This window comes from Caballeronia sp. GAWG1-1 (assembly GCF_023631465.1).
Classification (GTDB): domain Bacteria; phylum Pseudomonadota; class Gammaproteobacteria; order Burkholderiales; family Burkholderiaceae; genus Caballeronia.
This window is the reverse complement of the sequence record NZ_JALQDB010000012.1, coordinates 36,117-54,702: the sequence shown is the minus strand read 5'-3', so window position 1 is coordinate 54,702 and position 18,586 is coordinate 36,117. Positions and strand designations below refer to the sequence as shown.

Annotated in this window: 17 protein-coding genes; 10 read left to right on the top strand and 7 right to left on the bottom strand. The window is 62.4% G+C overall.

What is annotated here, in order from left to right:
- Positions 1–191: 191 nt before the first annotated feature.
- Both NCT03_RS08030 and NCT03_RS08025 read left to right on the top strand, forming a co-directional pair.
- The gene (locus tag NCT03_RS08030; RefSeq protein WP_250464575.1) at positions 192–647 is read left to right on the top strand and encodes an Lrp/AsnC family transcriptional regulator; all 456 of its coding nucleotides are present in this window, start codon (positions 192–194) and stop codon (positions 645–647) included.
- Between the two features lie 156 nt (positions 648–803).
- A complete protein-coding gene (locus NCT03_RS08025; RefSeq protein WP_250492442.1) occupies positions 804–1,922 on the top strand; it encodes a saccharopine dehydrogenase family protein in 1,119 nt (372 codons plus the stop codon).
- A 94-nt stretch (positions 1,923–2,016) separates the two neighbouring features.
- On the opposite strand, the gene NCT03_RS08020 is transcribed toward NCT03_RS08025, so the two are convergent.
- Complete coding sequence (locus NCT03_RS08020) at positions 2,017–3,330, bottom strand: cation:proton antiporter (protein ID WP_244827819.1); 1,314 nt, start codon at positions 3,328–3,330, stop codon at positions 2,017–2,019.
- 245 nt (positions 3,331–3,575) lie between these two features.
- On the opposite strand from NCT03_RS08020, the gene NCT03_RS08015 reads away from it, so the two are divergent.
- Positions 3,576–4,958, top strand: coding sequence for an FAD-containing oxidoreductase (locus tag NCT03_RS08015; RefSeq protein ID WP_250492441.1), 1,383 nt, complete (start codon positions 3,576–3,578; stop codon positions 4,956–4,958).
- A 3-nt stretch (positions 4,959–4,961) separates the two neighbouring features.
- Here the strand turns inward: NCT03_RS08015 and NCT03_RS08010 are convergent, their stop codons facing one another.
- The 3 genes from NCT03_RS08010 to NCT03_RS08000 all read right to left on the bottom strand — a co-directional run bounded on the left by NCT03_RS08010 (position 4,962) and on the right by NCT03_RS08000 (position 8,101).
- Positions 4,962–6,203, bottom strand: a complete 1,242-nt coding sequence (locus tag NCT03_RS08010; protein WP_244827821.1) for an MFS transporter — start codon at positions 6,201–6,203, stop codon at positions 4,962–4,964.
- 67 nt (positions 6,204–6,270) lie between these two features.
- On the bottom strand, positions 6,271–7,458 hold the full coding sequence (locus tag NCT03_RS08005) for a PRC-barrel domain-containing protein (RefSeq protein WP_250492440.1): 1,188 nt from the start codon (positions 7,456–7,458) through the stop codon (positions 6,271–6,273).
- A gap of 136 nt (positions 7,459–7,594) precedes the next feature.
- A complete protein-coding gene (locus NCT03_RS08000) occupies positions 7,595–8,101 on the bottom strand; it encodes an ankyrin repeat domain-containing protein (protein ID WP_244828018.1) in 507 nt (168 codons plus the stop codon).
- Between the two features lie 345 nt (positions 8,102–8,446).
- On the opposite strand from NCT03_RS08000, the gene NCT03_RS07995 reads away from it, so the two are divergent.
- On the top strand, positions 8,447–9,082 hold the full coding sequence (locus NCT03_RS07995) for a DUF938 domain-containing protein (protein WP_250492439.1): 636 nt from the start codon (positions 8,447–8,449) through the stop codon (positions 9,080–9,082).
- Position 9,083: 1 nt separating this feature from the next.
- On the opposite strand, the gene NCT03_RS07990 is transcribed toward NCT03_RS07995, so the two are convergent.
- Positions 9,084–10,019, bottom strand: coding sequence for a DMT family transporter (locus tag NCT03_RS07990; RefSeq protein ID WP_250492438.1), 936 nt, complete (start codon positions 10,017–10,019; stop codon positions 9,084–9,086).
- Between the two features lie 118 nt (positions 10,020–10,137).
- Between NCT03_RS07990 and NCT03_RS07985 the strand changes: the two genes are divergently transcribed.
- The 5 genes from NCT03_RS07985 (at position 10,138) to NCT03_RS07965 (ending at position 15,099) form a co-directional block, all read left to right on the top strand.
- On the top strand, positions 10,138–11,058 hold the full coding sequence (locus NCT03_RS07985; protein ID WP_250492437.1) for a LysR family transcriptional regulator: 921 nt from the start codon (positions 10,138–10,140) through the stop codon (positions 11,056–11,058).
- 150 nt (positions 11,059–11,208) lie between these two features.
- Positions 11,209–12,360: a Rieske 2Fe-2S domain-containing protein gene (locus tag NCT03_RS07980; RefSeq protein ID WP_250492436.1), complete on the top strand. Its 1,152-nt coding sequence runs from the start codon at positions 11,209–11,211 to the stop codon at positions 12,358–12,360.
- Positions 12,361–12,430: 70 nt separating this feature from the next.
- A complete protein-coding gene (locus tag NCT03_RS07975; RefSeq protein WP_244827827.1) occupies positions 12,431–12,721 on the top strand; it encodes a hypothetical protein in 291 nt (96 codons plus the stop codon).
- Positions 12,722–13,291: 570 nt separating this feature from the next.
- Positions 13,292–14,527, top strand: a complete 1,236-nt coding sequence (locus tag NCT03_RS07970) for a porin (protein WP_244827828.1) — start codon at positions 13,292–13,294, stop codon at positions 14,525–14,527.
- Positions 14,528–14,736: 209 nt separating this feature from the next.
- Positions 14,737–15,099: a hypothetical protein gene (locus NCT03_RS07965; protein ID WP_250492435.1), complete on the top strand. Its 363-nt coding sequence runs from the start codon at positions 14,737–14,739 to the stop codon at positions 15,097–15,099.
- 47 nt (positions 15,100–15,146) lie between these two features.
- Here NCT03_RS07965 and NCT03_RS07960 read toward each other — a convergent pair whose 3' ends face one another.
- Together NCT03_RS07960 and NCT03_RS07955 are read right to left on the bottom strand one after the other, a co-directional pair.
- Positions 15,147–16,760 (bottom strand): hypothetical protein, encoded by a 1,614-nt coding sequence (locus NCT03_RS07960; protein WP_250492434.1) that lies wholly within the window; start codon positions 16,758–16,760, stop codon positions 15,147–15,149.
- A gap of 89 nt (positions 16,761–16,849) precedes the next feature.
- Positions 16,850–17,893, bottom strand: a complete 1,044-nt coding sequence (locus NCT03_RS07955; protein WP_250492433.1) for a T6SS phospholipase effector Tle1-like catalytic domain-containing protein — start codon at positions 17,891–17,893, stop codon at positions 16,850–16,852.
- Positions 17,894–18,167: 274 nt separating this feature from the next.
- Here NCT03_RS07955 and NCT03_RS07950 point away from each other — a divergent pair, with 274 nt between their 5' ends.
- Positions 18,168–18,389 (top strand): hypothetical protein, encoded by a 222-nt coding sequence (locus NCT03_RS07950; protein ID WP_250492432.1) that lies wholly within the window; start codon positions 18,168–18,170, stop codon positions 18,387–18,389.
- Positions 18,390–18,586 lie beyond the last annotated feature (197 nt).

Sequence of the window (18,586 nt, the reverse complement as noted above, 5' to 3'; positions counted from 1 at the left end):
CTGACAATTCACCTCGATTGCCACAACTGCTTACATCCGATACTTCTCTGGAAAATTCTGTTAAGGAAGCTCAAGCAAGATCGGGCGGTGACGTCGGCGATAATCCTGCTTGCGGCCGATTGCATACCGCATGCGGTACACAAAACGCATAACGCAATACAAACGCCAAACATCACAGCGAGAAGGACGACATGAGACCCCCGCGCCTCGACCAGCTCGACGACATCGACCGTAACCTCGTCGCGCTATTGCAGACGAACGCGCGTGAAAGCGTTGCCGATCTCGCGCGTCAGCTGGGCGTGGCGCGCACCACAGTCATCGCGCGCATGGCGCGGCTCGAAAAGAACAACGTGATAGCGGGCTACGGCGTACGGCTAGGGCAAGACGTGCTCGACGCTAGTATTCAGGCTTACGTCGGCATCAAGCTCGCGCCAAAGTTCGGCCGCGACGTGCAGAAACGCTTCGCGCGCATGCCGGAGATGCAACTGCTTTGCGCGGTAAGCGGCGAGTTCGATTACGTCGCTTGGTTGCGTGCGGACTCGCCCGATCGCCTGAACGACTTGCTCGATGAAATCGGCGCACTGGAAGGTGTGGAGCGCACCACCACCTCGATCATTCTGGCGCGCAAAATCGACCGTTCGAGTTAGGACGATACAAAACGCAGCGATACATCGTCAAAACGTCGAAAATTATCGTCGATACGCATCAATTTGCGTCTAGGATCAATATTCGTCGGTCCCTAAACTGTATTCAGTATGCCTTCCCAGGCGACACAAAATGCAAAATACACTAGGAGAACAACGATGAAAGTAGCGTTAGTCGGCGCCGGATTGATCGGCAAGAGCATCGCCCACTTGCTTCGTGACACGGGAGACTTCGAAGTCGTTGCATTCGATCGCGACGAACAGGCGCTCACCGCGCTCGAAGCGGAGGGAATCGCGACTCGCCGCGTCGATTCCGCCGATACGCCCGCGCTGCGTCAGGCGCTCCACGGCTTCGACGCACTCGTCAACGCGTTGCCGTATTACCTTGCCATCAGCGTTGCATCGGCGGCCAAGGCGGCGGGCGTCCATTATTTCGATCTGACCGAGGACGTGCGCGCAACGCATGCAATTCGCGCCATCGCGGAGGGTTCGGACGTGGCCTTCATGCCGCAGTGCGGGCTCGCGCCGGGTTTCATCGGCATCGTCGCGCATGATCTGGCCGAGCGGCTCGATAACGTGCGCGAAGTGAAAATGCGCGTCGGTGCGCTGCCCGAGTTTCCGACCAATGCGCTCAAATACAACCTGACATGGAGCATCGACGGACTCATCAACGAGTACTGTCAGCCATGCGAAGCGATCCGCGATGGCCGCACGCAATGGGTCCAGCCGCTCGAAGGCGTCGAACATTTCTCGCTGGATGGCATCGAGTACGAGGCCTTCAATACTTCGGGCGGGCTCGGCACGCTATGCGAGACGCTGGCGGGCAAGGTGGAATCGCTCGACTACAAGTCGGTTCGATACCCCGGCCATCGCGATCTGATGAAGTTCCTCCTCGACGATCTGCGCATGTCGACCGATCGCGACGGTCTCAAGGCAATGCTCAAGCGCGCGGTGCCATCGACTTCGCAGGACGTCGTGCTGATCTTCGTCACGGTAACGGGCATGCGCGGCGGCCCATCGGGACAACTCGTGCAGAACGTGTTCACGCGCAAGGTCTTTGCCAAGGAAGTCGGCGGCATGCCGATGAGCGCAATCCAGATCACGACGGCGGGCGCCATCTGTGCCGAGCTCGATCTGTTCCGCGAAGGCGTGCTGCCGCAAAGCGGGTTCGTGCGTCAGGAGCAGGTGCCGCTCGCGGCGTTTTTGAATAACCGTTTTGGAAGGCTCTATCAAGGCGCGAATATGGTTTCGAGCGCGCCGCGGATGGCGACGCTCTGAACCAGCCACTTCAGATACGCCTCGTCGGTCTGCGAGGCAATAGCGGACATGAAGACAGCGCCACTTCGGCATTTTGCATGCACGCTGCCACACCTCAAGCCTGATCGATTACACGCTGATACCGCTTCATCAAGGGCGTCGCCGTGACGCCATGAATGATCACCGACGCCACGATCACCGCGATGACAAGCGGAACGAGCGGCTTGGCCACGTCCTTCGGCGCCTGCTCGATTGCATACAAGAGATAGTAGAACGAGCCGACACCGCGTATGCCGAACCAGCTCATCAGCCGCCGTTGCGCGCCATGTGCGCCCGATCCGATGAGCGATGCCTCCACCGACAGCGGCCGCGCCACGAAGAACAAGCAGCCGATCAGCAAGGCCGCTTGCCACGTGAACAGCTCGCGCCAGATAGTGGCGAGCACGGCGCCGACCATCAGCATGATCGCGACTTCGGCGATACGTTCCAGTTCGATCGTGAAGCCATGCACGCGCTCGGCCATGAAGGCGTGCGCGCGGGCCGGATCGGATGCAGTGGCGCCGACATCGTCGGCGTCGATCGTGCCGACCGCTTCGCGCGCGGACTTGTCGCCGCTCGCTTTCTGTTCTACGCGTCGCATGGCGAGTCCCGCCGCGAACACGGCGAGAAACGCATACGTGTGCAGCAATTCGGCCACGCCATACGACAAGGCGATCAGTCCTAGCGCATAAAAACCTTCCGGACCGAGCGCCTGTCCGTGGCGCGTGCGCAGATAAGCCACGAGCCGCACAGCCAGTTCCCCGAGGAACCAGCCGCTGCCGAGCGCGCCGGCAATGCCCCATAAAGCCTGCAATGCGAAGCTCCAATGCAGCACCGCTGCAGGCGACGCTTCGAACCGGCATACCGCGATGCCGAGCAGCGCGAAGGGCAACGCGATGCCATCGTTCAGTCCGCCTTCGCCCGTCAGCGAAAAGCGCAACAAGTCGATGTCGCCAGGCTTTTCGACCTGGACATCATGAGCGAGGACAGGGTCGGTCGGCGCGAGCATCGCGGCGAGCAGCAGCGAAGGCCCCCAGCTGAAGCCGAGTACATACACGCAAAAGACGGTGAGCAGGGCGACGGTCAAGACCATCGCAACCACGCCGAGCCGTAGCGGCAGTATCCAGATGCGGTCCGTGGGCGGCACGCGCAGACGCAAGCCGATGGCAAAGAGCGACGCGAGCATCGCGACTTCGGTGATGCGTCGCAAAACCGTGGCATCGGTCGCGAGATCGAAATGCAGCATGTTCGCCGCGCCCGGCCCCAGCACGAAGCCAATGGCGAGGTAGCACATCGCGGTGCTGATCGGCAAATGCCGGAATGTCGAACTGGCGAGCCCCATGAAAATGAGCACGCCGCCGACGATGAGAAACCACATCGTCTCGGTCATGGAAGCCCTGTTCGATTGTTTCGAGGATGGCGGGGAGCCGTCTGGATCCTCGTTTGCATTCTGCATGCAGGATCAATGCAAGCGGCTGAGAAGACAACAGCAAGCACGTCACATGCCCATGCTTGCAGCAAACCTGCTTGAGCCCGACGATCCGCGTAATATTGGCTGGCTAATTTGCGTTTTGCATGCTGTATCCATTTGGTTCGGCGACACCGGTCCAGCGTGCGCATTCAGGAGATCAAGGCATGTCACAGCACTTCGATGCGGTCGTCATCGGTACAGGTCAGGGCGGCTCGCCGCTCGCCGTGCGGCTGGCACAGAGCGGAAAACGAACCGCCGTGATCGAGCGGCATCTTTTTGGCGGCACGTGCGTGAATGTCGGCTGCACGCCGACCAAGACCTATGTGGCGAGCGCGCGCGCCGCGCATGTGGCGCGCACGGCGGCAAAGTACGGCGTGATCGTCGGCGGCGACGTGAAAGTGGACATGGCGCGCGTCAAGGCGCGCAAGGACGAGGTCATCGCCGGCTCGCGCAATGGCATCGAGGCGTGGCTGCGCGACACGCACGACATCACCGTATTCGAGGGACACGGGCGCTTCACCGGTCCGCATGCGCTGCAAATCGAAGCCGCCGATGGCTCGCAGCAGGACATCGACGCGGACATGATCTTCATCAACACGGGCACGCGAGCGTCGGTGCCGAAGATCGACGGGCTCGACGGCGTGCCGTATCTCACGAATTCATCGATTCTCGAACTCACCGAAGTGCCCGAGCATCTCGTCATCGTGGGCGGCAGTTATATCGCGCTCGAATTCGGGCAGATGTTCCGACGCTTCGGCAGCCGCGTCACGCTTCTGGTACGTGGCGAGCGCATCCTTGCGCGCGAAGACGAGGACGTCGCGCTTGCGATGCAGGACGTGCTCCAGCGCGAAGGCATCGAGTTTCGCTTCGGCACGGAACCGCGTCGCGTGGAAACGCAAAACGGCGGCGTGCGAATCGTCACCGAGGGCGAAACGATCGATGCCTCGCATCTGCTGTTCGCCACCGGCCGCACGCCGAACACGGACGATCTCGGTCTGGAAGACGCGGGCATCGAGCCGGACAAGCACGGCATCATCGAAGTGGATGGGCAATTGCGTACGCGCGTCGAGGGCGTATGGGCGCTGGGCGACGTGAACGGACGGGGCGCGTTCACGCATACGTCGTGGAACGATTACGAGATTATCGCGGCCAACTTGCTGGATGGCGAAACGCGCAGCGTCGATACGCGCATCATGGCTTACGCCGTGTTCGTCGATCCGCCGTTCGCGCGTGTCGGCATGAGCGAGGCGGAGGTCAGGAAGGACGGGCGTGAGGCGCTCATCGCCACGATGCCGATGTCGCGCGTAGGCCGCGCGAAGGAACGCGGTGAAACGGATGGCTTCATGAAGGCGCTCGTCGATGCCCGCACCGAGCGGATTCTAGGCGCGCAGATCTACGGCATCGAAGGCGACGAGGTCATTCATACGTTCATCGACATCATGAATGCCGACGCTTCCTACAAGACGCTGCAGCGCGCCATGCACATTCATCCGACGGTGAGCGAACTGGTGCCGACGCTTCTCGGCATGCTCAAGCCATTGAAGTGACTATCAAACCTTGACGGATGGTTCGGCGGTGCCGGCCTCGGCTTTCTCCGCTCCGCGCGTCTCCGGCATCGCGAGCCAGACGAGCAAGACGGCGAGCGCGCCCGCAGCGGCGAGGCCGAAAAAGCTCATCGACGTGCCGAAGCGATCGGCGGCAAAGCCTGCGGCCGCGGTCGACAAGGTTGCTCCGACGCCCGCTGCCAGCCCGAAGAAGCCGATGGTCAGGTTGTAATGCCCGCGCCCGCCGGCGACATCGGCGGCGATGAGCGGCAGCATCACGCCGAAGACGGCCGCGCTGATGCCATCGAGCATCTGGACCGGCACGAGCAGATAAGGGCTGCTGACGCCGGCGAAGAGAATCGCGCGCAGGGGCAAGGCGCAGAAGCCGATGATCAGAACCGGCCGGCGTCCCCAATGCTGCGCCTTGCGCCCGACCCACGGCGAGAGAGCCGCCACGATGAACTGCGGCACGATGATGCACGCCGCGATCACCAGTTGAACGTTGTCGCCCATGTGCGCGGTGACTTCGCCGGCGGCGAGATTCAGCATCGCCGCGTTCGAGAGATGGAACAGCACCACGCAAGCCGCGAAGATCAGCAGGCGCCGGTCTTTCAGAAGCTCGCGCAAGGACTCGCGCTCTTCGCCTTCCGGCGTCAGGTTCGGCTTGCCCGCAGGCATGCGCGGCACGACGGGCGGCGCATCGTAATGAATCATGCGCAAGGCGAAGATTGCCGGCAACGCGAGCGCCGCCGTGAGAAAGAACACCGAGCGCAAGGACAGATATTCTCCGAACGCGCCCATCAACGCGGCGGTCAGCGCGCTGCCTATGGACGCCCAGCGCGCGTTGCGGCCGAGCCGGTCGCCGAGATCGGCACGCGAGACGAGTGCGAGCGAAATCGCGGCCATCGCCGGGACCAGCATGCAGCTCGCGAAGCCGTGCAGCACTTCGGCGGCGAACACCGGAATGAAGGTCGGACTCGCTGCGAGCAACAACGCACTCGCGATGATCGCGACGATGGCCGAAAGCGCGGCGAACTTCTTGTTGCGCATGGCATCGACGAGCGCGCCCGCGGGCAGTTGGCTCGCCATCGCGCTGATGGTGCCAACCGACAGCATGAGGCCGATCTCACCCTGCGTCCATTTGTTGGCAGCGAGATAAGAGGCGATGAAAGGGCCGAAGCCCGTCTGCACGTTGGCGACGAAGAAGTTCAGCCAGTCGAGCGCGCGCAGACTTCGTGCAATTACCATGTTGTGATTCGGTTATCGATCTCGTGAATCTTCATGTGCGTCTTTTGCGTCATGTGTGTCGTCTGCGTCATTTGTTTGGGCGCGCGCCGGACGATGCCGACGACTGCGCCGCCACGGACCCGGACGCGGTCGTGCCGGTAGACGAGTTCGAGGCCGGCGCGCCCGCCGATGCCGTGGCCGCCGGCGAAGAAACAGGCGCGGCGGGCGCGGCTACGACCGGCGAAACGATCTTGATCGGTTGCTCGGGCGAGTATGTCGGCGAGGCCTTCAGTTGCGCTTCGGTGAAGTCCATCTGCAAGCTCGCTTGCTTGTTGCGCGTCACGACATGCAGATCGCCCCAGTTCGCGGCCACATGGCGCTTGTCTTCCGCGAGCGAATTGCTCAGGTCGAGCACGAGCGCTTCGGGCTCGCCTTGCGAATCGACGAGCACGTCGACCACCCGTCCGATACGCGCGCCGGTCTTCTGGGTCACGGTCGAATCGACGAGTTGCAGGTAGCTCGGCGGCGCTTCCGCGACCGGTTGCGGCTTCGGCGCGGGGTCGGCGGGCTTGCCCTTGACGGCGGGCGCGGGCGGCACGAAGGTGATCGGCGCGGTCTTCGAGTTGGGCGCGAAGCGGAACGCGGTCCACGGGAAGTTGACTTTCCGGTCGCCTACGCCGAGGAAGCCTGCGAGGTTCACCATCATGAGCTTCGGCTTGGCGGCGGTATCGATATACAGGTCCACCGCGCGGCCCACGATTTTGCCATCGGCGCGCTGCACTTCGGCATCGAGCAGGCCGTGCAGCTGATCGTGCTGCAGGATACGCGTGGAGATGATCGGCGGGGGCGGAGGCGGCGGCTCGGGCGCCTCTTGCGGCTGCACGATCACCGGCTCCGGCGGCTTCGGTTTGACGATACGGCGTTTGGGCTTCGGCGCGGGCGCGGGCTTCGGCGTCGATGCGGGCTCGGGCACGGCGGCGACAGGCGCGGGTTCCTCGGGCTCGGTGCTCTCGGTTTCGTCCGGCGTCGGAATATACGAATGCTCGACGATGGGCGCGGGCGTCTGCACTGGCAAGAGTCCGCAGGCGGACAAGGCGAAGGCCGCGAAGATCACCGCGAGCGTTGCAAGCGGGAATCGTTCATGCCGCGCAGGGTGCCGCATCAGCGATGCGACAGCGCGCCAGGCGAGGCGCACAGCGAGCATCCCCGCTACGAGGCCGAGCGCGGCGAGGCCGGTCGTCGACGCATCGCTTCGATGCGAGAGTCCGCCTGTCATCACAAAAGCTCCATGGTTCCGTGTCACCTGTCGATCGGAGCGGGCACTGCGCGCCTCGCTCCGGTGCCATGCAAGAGGGCGGATTCGTTACCGTGCATTCAGCGCGGGCCGTGCCAAGGGCGTGTCATGCGCGCCGTCACACATCGGACGGGCGTGTATGCGTGCTCGCCGCCTGCGCAAGACGCGCGGCGGTGTCCGGCGCGCCCATTTTTTCGGCGGCGTCGCGTGCGGAGAAACCGCCCTTGTCGCGCGCATCCGGGTTGGCTCCACGCGCGATCAGATATTCGACGATCTCCACGCGATTGAACATGGCCGCGATCATCAACGCCGTGCGTCCGTCAGGCGATGCGCCTTCGACATCGGCGCCATGTTCGAGCAGCGTCTCGATTACTGGCTTGTAGCCCTTGAAGGCCGCGCCCGCGATTGGCGACTGGCCGTTATCGTTGCGCAGGTTCGGGTCGGCCTTGTGTTGCAGCAGCACGCGCACGGCATCGGCGTGGCCGTGATAGCTCGCGAGCATGACGAGGCTGTCGCCCTTGTCGTTGCGCAGGTTCGGCGGCAGGCCCTTAACAAGCAGCGCGTCGAGCATGGCGGCGTCGCCTTTGCGCGCGACTTCGAAGACTTCGGTCGCGAAGGCGATCATTTCGTCGTCTGGGCCGTCGGCGGGGCCATTTGCCGGCGAAGCGTGCTGCGGGGCGTTGCCCGAAGGCGTATCCCTGGTTGGGTCGTGCGGCATGGTCAGCTCCATGGTTTCGCGTTATCTGAATCGCGCTGCGGGCAACCGGCTGCTCATCGGGTAAGCTTGAGCGCCGCGCGGAAATCTTCCGGGAGCATACACGGGGTTGCGTGCGCGCTTCATAACTCCGGCGCGCGGCGGGCTTGGCAACGCTCGTGCGACGGGGCGGGCAGCAGGAATCGCGCCAACTCTTTAAGCGTGTGCCACCGAAGCCCTGACGCTCAACGAATCCAAACTCAACCGCGCTCTTCAATGACGACCACTTCCCCCGATGACGATGCCCGCGTGCGCCGCCGCGCTCCCGCCGCCGAACGCAATCGCGATGCGATTCTATCGGTCTTGACGCGCGTGCTGCCGTCCGCTGGCGTCGTGCTGGAGATCGCGAGCGGCACCGGTCAGCATGCCGTGCATTGCGCGGCGGCGTTGCCCGGCATCGTGTGGCAGCCAAGCGATGCGGATGCCGCCGCGCGCGCATCCATCGACGCGTGGCGCGAGCATGCGTGCCTCGCGAACCTGAACGCGGCGCTCGCGCTCGATGTGCGTGAGGACGACTGGCGCATCGGCGAGGACGCGGGAATCGCGGCGGTCGTGTGCATCAACATGATCCACATCGCGCCGTGGGAGGCCGCCGAAGCGCTGTTTCGCGGCGCGTCGCGGCATCTTCCGGCGGGGGGCGTACTTTACCTGTATGGGCCGTATCGGCGCAATGGCGCGCATACCGCTCCGAGCAACGAAGCGTTCGACACGGAGTTGCGCGCACGCGATCCGCGCTGGGGCGTGCGCAATCTGGAGGCGGTGGAGGCGTTGGGTAGATCGGTGGGCTTTGCGCTCGAGGAAGTCGTGCCGATGCCGGCGAATAACTTCAGTCTGGTGTTTCGGCGCGGTTAGATCAGGTCGATCGGTTTGCGAGGCCCGACCGCGCCGCGAACCATCCGCGCCAGGGCACTGTCGCCATCAACGAGGCGAGGACGATCAGGCCGCCGCCGATCCATCCCGTTGCCGATACATGCTCGCCCAGCCAGACGCTTGCGAAGAGCGCGCCGAACGCGGGTTCGCTGCCCATCAAAAGCGATACGCGCGTCGGACTGCTGCGGCCAATCGCATAGTTTTGCGCGAAGAACGCGAAGAGCGTGCACGCGATCACGAGATACATCACCGAGCCCCAGAACGCGCCGTGTCCCGCGAACGACGGCAAGGGCTGCCATTGCGACGGCACGAAGAAGAACGCCAGCAACGCGCTGCCGCTCGCGACGACGCCCGCCTGCACCGCCGTCACGGTGAGCGCCGGAAGCGGCGAGGCGCGCATCACGCGCTTGGTCACGCACACCGAGAGCGCGCGCAGCACGGCGGCGACCAGAATCAGCGCATCGCCGGGATTGAAGCTGAACGCGCCATCGCCAGCTAGCAACCACGCACCGCCGAGCGACACCGCGACCGCGAGCCACTCGGTCGCGCCGGGTTTGCGATGCAGCATCGCCCATTCGACGAGCGGCGTCATCACCACGCACAGACTGATGAGGAACGCGGCGTTCGCGGCGCGCGTGAGCATCACGCCAAAGGTCTCCGCGAGGAAGATGGCGAGCAGCAAGAGGCCGCAAGTCAGCACACCCATGAGCGTTTTCAGGTCGACACGGCGCAAGTGGCGCAGGTTCACGCTCAACAGCACGAAGGTAATGCCGAACCGCAACGCGATGAGCGCCAGCACCGGATAAAACACGAGCGCGTTTTTGACGACGCCATAGCTGCTTCCCCAAACCATCGCCACCACGAAAAGCAGCAAATCGGAGACAGGAAGCAGGCGGCGAACAGGCGATGCGAGGGTCATGCGACGTCTCCGGTAAGTGCTGACTGGCAGTGCCCAGCAGCAAGCCGTCATTGTCGAATGATGCGTTCATCGCGATAATCGGGTCTGGACGCACAGATTAATTGTCGCGGATGCACAAATGAACCCTTCGGATCTTTTCGACTTGCTGCCGGACATGGCGGTATTCGCACGCGTGGTCGATGCCGGCAACTTCTCGATCGCGGCGCGGCAATTGGGTAGCACGCCATCGACGGTGAGCCGGCAAATCAAGCGGCTCGAAGACGCGCTCGCCACGCGCCTGCTCGAACGTTCGACGCGCAAGGTGCGCGTGACGGAATCGGGATATCAGGTGTATCGGCATTGCCGCGACATGGCGGCGGCCGCGTCCGGCGCGGTGGATGCCGCCGGGCAACTATCCGGCAAGCCACAGGGCAAGGTCTCGCTATCGGCGCCCACGGCATATGCGAAGTCGGTGATTCATCCGCTCGTGCCGGGCTTTCTCGCGGCTTATCCCGAAGTGGATTTGCAGCTCGTGTTCAGCGATCACGACATCGATCCGCTCGCGAGCGACGTCGATCTCGTCATCCGCGCCACCGACGATCCGCCGCAAGGTCTCGCGGCACGGCGCATCGGCCGCGTGCGATGGCTGCTGTGCGCGGCGCCTCGTTATCTTCAGACGCGCGGCGAGCCCGCGCATCCGCGTGATCTTGGGCGTCACGATTGCATTCCGCTCGGCGAGACCGTGGACGATCATCGCTGGCGGTTTGCGCGCGGCGGTGAGACGGCGACGGTCGCGGTGCACGGCCGGTACATCGCCAATCACGCGGGCGCGCGGCTCGACGCGGCTGAGAACGGCATGGGCATTGCGACTCTGCCGGAGTTCGCGGCGCGCGAAGCGCTCGCGAGCGGCCGCGTGCAAGCCGTGCTGGTCGATTGGGAGGTACAGGCGCGCGCGTATCGGGGACCGGTGTGGCTGCTTTATCCGCCTAATCGCTTTCTGCCGCCGAAGGCGCGCGCGCTGATCGATTATCTGCACGCCCATCTCGGCGAGTCAGACTGACCGAACCGGCTTGACATGGCCCACATTGACGAAACGCAGGCTGCACGCGCACCGAATCGGGCCGCGCCGTGTAGACTGCCAAAGGTCGTTCATCGCGCCGCGCATCATGCGTGGCGCTCAATCCGATCTCCTTTTCCGGAGGCGTCGTACATGCACGCAGCGTTGCCGCAGGGCGAACAGGAAGCCGGTTCGGTCGATACAACAACAAGAGCGCCGCGCGATCTGCGCCGCGTCGATATTCATCCGGATCACTGGTATCCGCTTGCATGGTCGCGCGAGGTCAAACGCGGCAAGACGCACGCCGTGAAGTTCGCGGGCGATCCCATCGTGCTCGTGCGCAGTGAGTCGGACAAAGTGTTCGCGCTGGAGGACCGCTGCGCGCATCGGCAAGTGCCGTTGTCGGCGGGTGTCGTGGATGGCGAATCCATCCGCTGTTGCTATCACGGCTGGACTTACGACTGCACCGGCCGTTGCACCGACATTCCGTATCTCGGCCGCGAACGCTTGCCCAACGGCGTGCGTTCCTATCCGTGCCGCGAGGAAGCGGGGCTCATCTTCGTCTTCACCGGCGACCCGGCCAAGGCCGACGAAGCCAAGTTTCCCAACCTCGTCTCGGCGAGCGACAAAGCCTACAAGACACGCCGTTTCGGCAAGCCCGTGAAGTGCCATTACAGCTTCATGCATGAAAACCTGATGGATATGAACCATCAGTTTCTGCATCGGCGGCAAATGGGCAGCATGCGCGCGCGCTCGGTCGGACGACGTCGCGGCGACGACTGGATTGAAGTCGATTACACCTTCGCGCGCGAGGCGGGCAAGCAGCCTATCGGGGAGGCGCTCGTGTTCGGCCAGAAACGCGGCACCAAGGCCGACGATTCGCACAAGGACGTGATGACGATTCGCACCGAGTATCCGTACCAGACGCTCAAGATCCACACGAAGGACGAGACGATGGTAATGGACCTGTGGATCGCCTATGTCCCGCTCGATGCCGAACAGCGCACCAACCGCACCTTCGGCTTGCTGTCGATCCGCCGCCCGAAACTTCCCGGCGTGCTCGATGCCGCGTGGCCGTTGCTCGTGTGGTTCACCGAGCGCATCTTCAAGGAAGACCGGTGGATCGTCGAGCGCGAGCAGGAAGCGCATGACAGGCAGGGCGCGGATCACAACCACGAAGTGTTTCCGGTCATTCTCGAATTGCGCGCTTTGCTGACCGAGCATGGCGTGGCGCACCGCGCCGGTTATGGCGATGCCAAGCGCATCCATTTCATGCAGCCGGTGATGGACTTGCCGACGTCGTGATGCCACCGATTGCGGCGGCATCGCCATGGCGCTATACAAGAAGAAGGCCATTCGTCTGGAGGACCATCACATGAACGGCGACCCGACTGATCCGCGCAATCTGAACGATCCGCGCGCAACCGACCCGGCGGTTGGCGAAGCGCATCCTGGCGTCGAGCATTTCGATGCGGCGCTTTCACACGTCGATGAATCCGTCGCGGCAGGCAGGATGGCGGCCGGCGCGGCAAAGGGCATTCTCTACAGCATCATCGAGACGCTCGGCACGCTCGTCGGCGACCCGGATTTGCCCGCGCATGCGCGTTCGGGCTATGAAGGCTTGCTGGAAACAGCGCGCGAACTGCGCTCGAAGATCGACGACTGAGCCATCCGCGGGCGGTTTCATGAACCGCATGGTGACCATCCATGCGGCTTTCCCAACAATCGATTAGTGATTTACATATTTCCTTCGGCACCGTAACGGCCTTCGTCGGGCCGTAAGCCGTGGTCAAACTCAGTCGCGCCACGTGGTCGGCACTGTGCAAATCCTTTCAGTCGTGTCTTCGGCCCAGGCCGAGTCCTCGGGCACGCTTCCCTTCTCCGCGTATCAAATTTTCACATTGAGCCTTACCCAGTAAGGCTTTCAGGCGATCACGCCGGCTTCGTCACAACTTTTCCCCGCTCTCTTCACATCTCGATATCCGTCCTGCAGTTGTCAGCTACCGGTCAGTTTCATGACCGGATGCCCAATATTTGCGCGCCAGAAAATACTGGTTAACCACACAGTGCAAAAAAAAGACACGAATCTGCCTGATTCTTTCGCATTGCATCCGTAAGCCATACACTTGCCAGCGATCAAATGTTACGAGTTTATACAGGCGGTTCAGCGCTAAGCGGCATCCGTTACCGGCTCACTAAAGATCAGAAGATTCGCCATTCGCACACAGGAGAAGAAATGAAGGGTTTCCGCTTGACCAAGGCTGCCATCGTCGCCGCCACCGCCTTTGCCGCAGCAGTCCCGGCGTTCGCTCAAAGCAGCGTGACGCTTTACGGTATCGTCGATGACTCGATCGTCTACCAGAGCAGCCAGGGCGCACTTGGCTCCAACAGCGGCGGACGTTCGAACGTCAAGCTGGCATCGGGCATCTGGGCGGGTAGCCGCTTCGGCCTGAAGGGCGCGGAAGATCTCGGCGGCGGCAACAAGGCAATCTTCCAGTTGGAATCGGGCTTCAACATCAACAATGGCGGACAGCAATACGCCAACGCGATGTTCGGCCGCCAGGCTTGGGTCGGTCTCACGAACCCCACCTACGGTACGTTGACTCTCGGTCGCCAATACACGTCGTATTACACGCTGATGGCGCCGTATAGCCCGACGAACTGGCTGACCGGATACTTCGGCGCGCACCCGGGCGATCTGGACGAACTGGATACGATCTACCGCGCGAACAACTCGATCGTCTACACGTCGCCGAAACTCTTCGGCTTCACGGCAAGCGGCTCGTACTCGTTGGCTGGCACGCCGGATAGCGCCTATCGCGGATCGACGTGGTCGGGCGCCTTGCAGTACGCGCAAGGCCCGATCGGCGCGACGGTCGCGTTCACGCGTATCAACAACTCGACGATCGGCGGCGGCGTGTACGGCGCGGATTCGACGACCAACACGGGCGGCCAGTCGGGCATCTCGGCAGTCACGAACGGTTATCAGGGCGCGCAAGCTCAGAACCGCTTCGCGGTTGGCGGCGGCTACACGTTCAACAGCCAGTGGGATATTTCGGCGACGTACACGAACGTTCAGTACATCCCGGGTATCAACTCGAAGTTCACCGACACGGCGATCTTCAATACGGCTGGCACCGTGCTGCACTGGAAGGCAACGGCGGCATGGGACTTTGCCGCTGGCTACAGCTACACGTGGGCAAGCAAGGCGAACGGTATCGACGATGCAGCGTCCTACCATCAGTTCAACCTGAGCCAGTACTACTCGCTGTCCAAGCGCACGGGTCTGTATGCACTGGAAGCATTCCAGCGCGCCAACGGCCGCACGCTCGGCACGCCGACGTTCACCGCTGCGGGCGCGACGAATCGCCAGATCAACGCCACGGCTTCGATCGGCGACGGCTTCCAAAGCGCTCCGTCGACCTCGCGCAGCCAGTTCGCGGCAGGCGTGGGTATCATTCACCGCTTCTAAGCTTTCGGGCTGCCGAGCGGGTTGTACAAAGCTGCATGCAGAAAACCGGGCGCCTCGGCGTCCGGTTTTTTCGTTTACGTGGTCGATGTCGGGTTGATGCCGTGTTGCCGGGTTGCGGGCTTGCTGGCGCAGCCTTTGCTGCGAATGGTATTTCGCATGCAAACGTCGGCATTGAGTCTCGCTCAAGGGCCTGTAACGGAGATACGGACATGACCACCAAAGACGAATCACTCGATGAACAGTTGTTTCGCCTTTTCGCCGTCGAACAGCGCGTACTGGCACAGAATGTCGACGGCAAGGTTATCGACATCGGCGCGATCGAATCCAAAGACGGAGAGTATTGGGCGAGTCTCGATGTAGGCGAGATTTCCGTGGAGCCCAAGCGCAGCCCGGAACTGGCGCTCAAGGCTTTGGTGGAAGAGCTGTCGTTCGATTATCTCGATGGACTGTTCACGAGCGAAGGCGAGACGGAAGTGAGCGGGCGGTTGCAGGATTATCCGAACGTGGAATTTGCGATCGATGAACCGCTGCCGCGTGGTTTGACCGATGGAACGCCACCACAGGTGTTCTGATGAGCGTTTGCATGCTGCATTCTTAATGCGGCATGCAGCATGCAAAATCACGCGTGCCCTCGCGGCGATTCACCACCTTCGACAGACCGGGCCGCGGCGCTGCCAGCCGAACTTCTGGTCTTACCGCCAGACAGCGTTCCAGAAGCATGCCCCCGGGCCGGCGGTGCGTCGCGCGGGGGAAACATCGCGCCGACGAGGCGATCGACGAAATAGAAGAACTTGTCCGACGCGTACCCCGCAATGAACGCCAACGCGAGCGGCGATACGTCCTTGCCGCCCTCCAATAGCTTGCTGAAGAGTCCAATGGAAATGCCGACGATGATCGCGCTTGTCACATGTGCGCGATTCGCCACTTTCGAATGCTCGGGATGAAACGTGCTGGCAGACGACTCCGCGCTCAACTGCCGCAAGATCGCGGCGCACGCACCGAGCCATGCATACAGCACGGGCAGCAAGAAGCCGGTCACAGCACCCACAATGGAAAGAATGATGTCGTTTGCATACAGCGCCATCGCGCGGATGTCCTGATAGACGGCGATCTTCTGAAACCCTTGCTCGACAGCGTCGAGATCGGTCGGCGGATGCTCGTCCCCGGTCTGCGCGCGCGGCTTGGCCAGTAGCGGCAGTGTGATTTCGAGAACCTTCCGGGCGACGTCCGGATTGCATTGCCAGTCGCTGTCTACATTACCGCCGGTGTATCGACGCGAATGCGAAGTGCGGTACGCGCTCTGAAAATTAAGCACGCTCTCTTGATCGTCGCAAGGCCGCTTATAAGGGCTGCGGATGACGCCGAGTCCAAGGCCGGTGGTCAACGCACTAATGCGGGACACGTCCGCGAAAAGCTGCCGGTTATTGGTCGCGAAGTTTTGCAGTTCCTCCTTGATCTGCAGAGCGGGCTGCGAGTTCTGCAGTGCGATGAGAGCGGCATCGTCCTTCTTTTTGACAGCCTCGCCGATAGCCACCGCATGCGCCTGCAACTGGTTGTGCAGTGTGAGCGCGGCCGCGTCGTTGCTCTTCACGACGTTGGCGATATCGCTCGAAATCTGATTGCCCACGAAGAGCAGGCACGACAACGACACCACCAGCACGGTGAGCGCAATCGCCGAGCGCGTATAGATGCGGATTGCACGACGCGCGCCTTCGCGTGCTTCGTTGCCGGCAGTCGCGGCGACGACAGGCGTCACCGCATGCGCGATACGGCTCATCGCGGCATAGAAGGCGCTCTCCGTTTCCGCGTTCCACGTGCGGTTTTGCTGGGCGGCGCGTGCCCTCGACATGGCTTCGACATCGTGTTCATCGAGCGGTTTGCCGTTTTGTGCGCCATACGAGACCATGTCGCGGCAGTGATCGAGATCGGCGACGATGCTGCTGCCCGGATAATGCGACGCTGCCGCGATACGGCTCATCGCACCATAAAACGCACTGGCGGTAGCGCGATTCCACACGCCGCAATCGAAGGCGCAGCGCGCGTTACGCACCGCGTCGACGTCGGCGTTGTCGAGGATCGTACCGGTTGCGGCAGCGCGTGAGATGAGTGCTTCGCATTTGGCGAGATCCTCGGCCGCGCGCGGCCCGGGATCGCCGTGCCCGGCTTCCGTATCGCTCGGCTCGATATCTTCGCGCTCGCCTGCGCGGAGTTGCGGTGTGGACGGTACGCTCATTACGGTCTCCCGTCGATCAAACCGAATAGGCGATAGTCCTGATGCGGGTATCGCCAATTGATCGGATTACTGATCGATCGACTGCTTGCTTATTGACCAACTGGCAGCCTGCGAAGCTGTGCGCAGAGTTGCGGATAGATGTCCAGAAAGCCGGGCGTATCGAGCCGCTTGGAAAGGCTTGGATCGATCGTCTCGTTGAGCGCCGTACCTGCAACACGCGGTGCCTTTTCGCAAACATCCCTTAGCACGGCGCTTTTGCTGGTGAACTCGGCGTATGAATCGATTGGCTCGCACGCGTAAGCGGCTAACGGAATATCGATTGGCTTGTCGAACACGAGGCCATGCGATGCCGCCTTTTCACGCAGCCATTCGGCGGGAATCAGCGGTAGCAGATCTTCGGGGGTGCGTGGTGGACTCAGGTAGCCGCCGCCGACATTGGCATGCGCGCCCATGAACCAGCGCTGCTCGAGCGGCAAGTTGCCACGATCCTCGGAACCTTGCGTCCACAACGTCGGCGCATAGAGCGAGCGATATTCGCTGGCCGCGATCGCGTGATACGCGGCCTTCGTCGTGTTGGACAGCGTCGTATCGTGGAACTTGTAGTAGCTCGAAAATCCCGGCACCGGCAATGTGCCGACTGGAATGCCCAGTTCGCCGACCGTATCCCAGACGCCAACGAATGCGATATCCACATCGCGCGAGAACTGCTTGCGATACGCGACGACTGCGTCATCCGTGGCGCTCGCATTCTGATCACGATAGATGCCGTATGCCTGATCGATCGAATCTTGTCCCGTGTCGGTGGCGAGCCCGCATTTGCGGATCAGCCCGGCAAGACTGCGCGCCGAATAGGCGCCGCGACTGAAGCCGAGAATGAAGATCGATGCGCCCGGATTGTAGCGTTCGCAAAGCCACGCATAACCGGCCTTGATGTTTTCCGATAGCCCGTCGCCGAACGCGCCGCCGAGGAACTTGCTGGCCAGCGCGAACAGCCCGTTACCTTGTGTCCCGACGCCTTGAACGTAGAGCGTTTCTTGCTCGTCCGTCTCGGGTGCGAGCTTGTAGAGCAGATATGCGTTGGTGCGATCGTTGGGTTCGTTCCAGGTGCCGTCGAAAAAGATGGCGAGATTCATGATGAAGGGTCTCCTTACCAAGTCTCGATACGCTCTCATACGTTGTCAGCGGTCTGACAAAAGCGCCTTGAGTAAGGGATAGGAAATCGCGGGGCAAGCTGCAAGCATCGGATACGCGTAAACGGCGCGCGGGCATGGAGCGGCTGTATTTTGGCGGATACGAGGGGGACCCATGCATCTTGCGCACGGACGGATCGACGTGAATGTGCGATCCTTGATCCACGGCCGATGCGATAGGGCGTGATCGGGCCGTCGACTATTGCGGGGGTGAATCATGAAGAAAACGTTTCTTGCCATGATCGGTTTTGCATGCGCTGCAACACTCGGTGCACCGGCATTCGCACGCGACGATGGTCCGCGCTTCGCGCAGGACCATCTCGATCGGTTGGTCGCGCAGCATGCGGACGCGAATCGGCATATCCGCGGTGGGACGCATGGCGCGGCGGCATCGGGGACGGTGTCATCGCAAAGTTTTGGCAACGACGCTTCCAAGTGATCGCTCGCGGCTTTCGCGACGGCTTGTGTGCCGGCCGGGTGCATTAGGCACCAACGTGTACGGCGCCGGAAGAGAGACGCTTTCGTGCAAGGCGAGAGCGGAGAGGCAGTATGCATTGGGTCGACCGCATGCAAAATGCAAATCGTTAGGGCGTGTCTAACAGTAACATGCGACGCTCCGAAGGAAAGCCACGTTCG